Below are 4,385 nucleotides of genomic sequence, written 5' to 3' on the forward strand. Positions count from 1 at the left end.
GCTCTTCGGCCCCATCGGCAACATTCCACCTGCCGAGGCAGAAGCCGCTTACTATGCAAATCTCGCTGAGTCTGTCACTGTGGCATGACGCAAGCAAAACGGTCTCCGGAAAACCCGGGGCGGTTCACCGCGTCAGTCGCGTTGCGCTTGCGTACATCTGCCGGGTTCGGTCCGCTAAACAATCGCCACTCGGTTGCGACCCTGACTTTTCGCGTGGTAAAGCCGCTCGTCTGCTGACCGAAGTAGTGCGTCAATCGTGCGACCATCCCTGCCGAACTGCGAGATGCCGATACTGACAGTTATCGATACCTTGCACCCAAGTTCACCGGCGAAAGTCGTGCTGGCAATTGTCGCGCGAATGCGCTCGCCGATTGCGAGTGCTGCATCCAGCGATGTGCGGGTCAGCAGCACCATGAACTCTTCGCCGCCCACGCGTGCTACGCCGTCGTAGGGCCGAATCGCGTCGCGGCATACTCGCACGAATCCCTGGAGCACTGTGTCGCCGACCTGATGTCCGTAAGCGTCGTTGACCCATTTAAAGTTGTCGAGATCGAGCGCGAGAAGTGAGAATGGAGTGCCGTCTCTCTGTGCGCGAACGACCTCCGTTTCTACACACGCAATGAAATGACGCCGATTCGCAGCTCCGGTCAATGGATCGGTCGCCGCGAGGTGCGCCAGCTTCTGGTTCTCGCGGTGAACTTCCTTCAGAGCGTTTTTGGCGCGATCCATTTCTTGGGCGAGTCGCGCGTTCAACTCCTCGCGACTATGGATCGTCGCAAATGAACGTGTCGTCAAAAAGGCCTGCGCCACGCCATAGCTGAGAAGGAAGAGGCCGCTGGCGAAAATGACGTGAGCAAGCCACCACATGTGGTTCCATGGGCTGCTCAGAAGAAAAGCCACCGACGACAGAGCGAAGGACATGACGGAGATGCCACAGACCAGCATCAGCGGGGACCGAGGCCGACGCAGTATCAGGATAACGACGCCGAGCGTCGAAAACCCGAGCGCCGCAGTGTCCATGACCCGCAGAATGACAACGCCAGCAACTGTAGAATGGGCAAGAAGCGCAACCAGAACGTCCACTACGAGGAATATTGCGGCCCAACTTAGCAAGTACTTGGCTCCGGCGCGGCGCTCAGCGGGATCAGACGGCCTTTGATACGACAGAAGCCCAATCAACAACAGAATCGACATCGTTAGACGCGACGCCGGACCATACAACAGGAATAGCCAAATGTTTTGATGAGCGGATCTGGTGAATGCGCCATGGAGCGCACAGATCAATACAGATCCGAGGAAGCCTAGCGTCATCCATCGCAGCAACGGCTCGCCGGAGGATCGATAGCATTGCCACGCCAAGTAGGCGACAAAAAGACCCACAAACGTCGCCCCTGTGATCGCAATTTCATGAAATGGGTAGTTTTCGAACTTGAGACCCGGGTTTTGAAAGAAATACAGGTAGCCAATCAGATAGGCCGGAACAAGAGCGAAGGCGACGAAAACCAACTGCGCGTAGCTCCTCGTGATGAACCGCACGAAGGAACGTTGCTTATCAGTCTGCACCGCAGTCGTCGCGCTCATAAATTCACTCCGGTGTGGTCCTTTCAGCCCGTCGTTGCCCCCATCGATACAATTGCCTTTGCCAGATATGGATTTTGACAGACGAGCTGAATCGATGCGCCATAAAAGTTTGCAACCATCTTTGTATGTTTCCCAATTTTCTATCAAAACGACGCGTTTAAATTCCTACGTTGAATGGGCCCCGCATGCCGGATGGGATTGTATCGTCGTCCTTTTTGGGATGGCGTCAAAAAACGCTCCAAAAATGGAAAGACAATAACGTGTACGACTCGTTTTTTTGTTGGTGTGCCCGTTGGCGAGAAAACCGGCCTGCTGACGATAATGCCTGGGCTAGGGATGCACAATCGTAAAATTTACGACCATAGGGGCTCAGCCCTGCAATTACCTCGGCCCGCGTGACGCGGGTTTGCCATTCTCGGAAGCGGTCCCTCTGCGCTGGTTCGGGTAGAAGGCTGGCTCGTCAGCGACGAACCCTCAAAGTTACGACAATTTACATCGCTTAGCTTATCGGAAACATTCAGTCCTTCGCGAACCTTGGCCCGGCGGCGGTGTTGGATTGTCGCTGTCTTGCAATTGGCGCATCGTGTCCCATCCGCTACGCCATGCGTTTCTTATGGACAATTGTCGTTGAAGTGAATGCCCCGCGCAGACTGCGCCAGACAAAACCGAAAGTTGTCTGACGCTAGACTGTCGCTTTTCATCGCATGTGCATACCACCGTTGACGGAGAAATCGGTGCCCGTGGCAAAGCCGGCTTCATCGGAACAGAGAAATGCCACCACGGCCGCGACTTCGTCCGGTTGACCGAGTCTGCCGACCGGAATCTGAGGAAGAATTCGTGTATCCATTACGTCCTTGGGAATCGCCGCAGTCATGGTCGTGGCGAGATAACCGGGCGACACCGTGTTGTGACGGTAACGCCGTATCGCGCCGTCTCCAGTGCGAGCGACATGGTGAAACCGTGAATGCCCGCTTTTGCTGCGGCGTAGTTGGTTTGCCCGAATGCACCGCGCGCACCGTTCACTGAGCCGATATTCACGATCCGCCCGAATCCCTGCTTGACCATTCCACCGAGAAATGGCTTCGTCAGGTTGAACATGGAATCGAGATTGGTGCGTAAGACCTTATCCCAATCTTCCTTGGTCATTCTTGCAAAGCTTGAATCGCGCGTAATGCCCGCGTTATTCACAAGAATGTCCACCATACCGAACTCGGTGAGCACGCGCTCCGCGCAATGCGCACACGAATCGAAGCTGGAGACGTCGACCTCGAACGCAACGAAACGGCGACCTACATCCCGTTCATGGACGAGCCACGTGGCAACGTGATCCTTGTGCTCGGAATGCGAGAGGGCGACCACCGTGCCTGCATCGTGGAGACGTCGGCTAATGGCGGCTACGAGACCGCCCATGCCGCCAGTAACGAAAGCAACGCGTTTGGCTGACATGATGTTCCCCTTGTGAGCGAGGCCGTCGGCGGCCGGTGATTGAGTCGATTTACTGAATTGTCCGGAGATTTTCGGCTCCCCGACACTCCCCTCGAGGAACCATGTCGACCGCCGGTTTTATGCGACGGTACGGCAAGGCCGGCTCGTTGCAGAAAGGCCGGCTCGTTGCAGAAAGGCCGGCTCGTTGCAGAACTTCGCAGAAGAACACATGCGTTCGCAGCGCAAACGTAAGTTCGCGCCCTACGGATTGAATGGTGTCACGGATTTTCCTCGCGTGACGGATTTCCTGACGCGATAAAGTGATCCGCAATTATCCGGTTGGAAGCAGCTGCAAACGCGCACGCCATGATTGCGTGTTCAATATAGGCGTATCGGTCAACAGCGGGCTTAACATGGATCAATCATCGAAGAGATACTGTTGCCGCACTCGGGAGTGTAGTGTTCCGACCTTCCCCGCACGCTATTCGTCGGGTTCTCTCGGGGGTTCATCTGCCCCGCACGGCTGGTAAATAGGGGGGGGCGCAGCTAGGTTGTGTTATGCCCCTTTGTCAAAGGCTGCAACGTAGATGAGCACAAGCACGGAGAATACGACGAAACGCAACCAGCGAGGGCCTCGCGCCATCGCTCTGTAGCGTCTGCCGCTCTCTGCGGAAGCGGTTGAGCCAGTCAAAGCTGCGTTTGACCAGCGGCGCCAAAAATACACGGAGCGCCTTTTCGCCTGCGGCGGCTTGACGACTTAGAGGTCAATGCCTTCGTCGAGTGTAGCGTGCGCAGGTTCTTCGTCTGTGCACCTCCGGTCGTCGAAAGGCAGTCCGACCGGCGGCCTGCAGAACCCGATGCGCCAGCTTGCCGACCGGGGCGCGCTCCTGCTGGTTGGCCAGCCCCACGTGCACGGCAAGCGACTGCCCACGGTATCAACCGCCGTGCGGGCCAGTATGGCAGCTCGACTGAGGTGCGCGCGTCGAGAATGACCGCGCTGTGTTGACGGCGGTGTTCCTGCGCAACCCGGATGATCGAACGCAGGTCATTGACATAGCCCCGAAGCAGCTTGCCTGGGTTCAGCGCTGCGCTGCGTCTGCTGGGAGACCACCTCCCTCAGCTATTGGGTAACAAACGCGACGCTCACCCGCTCTCATAATCCAGCGCAACGCGTTGAGCACTTCGCGCAGCATGTAGCAGCGCCGTGGTGGGCCCTTACTCATCAAGGTCAGCGTACGGAGCGGCGAGGTACCTGAGCTTCCCCTGAAATTTCGCCTTCCAGCAGGTCGTGTGTAAACTCGACCCAAAGGAAGGAAAGAAGAGATGTTCAAGGTACCAAAACAGGCGTACACGCCGGAGTTCCGGGCGGCGGCCGTGCA

Annotated in this window: 1 protein-coding gene and 1 pseudogene; both read right to left on the bottom strand. The window is 57.0% G+C overall.

Annotated elements, in window-relative coordinates; all coding sequences use genetic code 11:
- Positions 1-174: 174 nt before the first annotated feature.
- Positions 175-1,581 (bottom strand): GGDEF domain-containing protein, encoded by a 1,407-nt coding sequence (locus AB3X89_RS38925; protein ID WP_368587904.1) that lies wholly within the window; start codon positions 1,579-1,581, stop codon positions 175-177.
- A 697-nt stretch (positions 1,582-2,278) separates the two neighbouring features.
- Positions 2,279-3,027, bottom strand: a pseudogene (locus AB3X89_RS38930) (beta-ketoacyl-ACP reductase).
- Between the last annotated feature and the right edge of the window lie 1,358 nt (positions 3,028-4,385).

The organism is Paraburkholderia sp. BR14320 (assembly GCF_040948665.1).
Taxonomy (GTDB): Bacteria; Pseudomonadota; Gammaproteobacteria; order Burkholderiales; family Burkholderiaceae; genus Paraburkholderia; species Paraburkholderia youngii.

Bases quoted from the DNA above. Each gene is read 5' to 3' on its own strand.
- AB3X89_RS38925 (WP_368587904.1), bottom strand. From the start codon at position 1,581: ATGAGCGCGACGACTGCGGTGCAGACTGATAAGCAACGTTCCTTCGTG.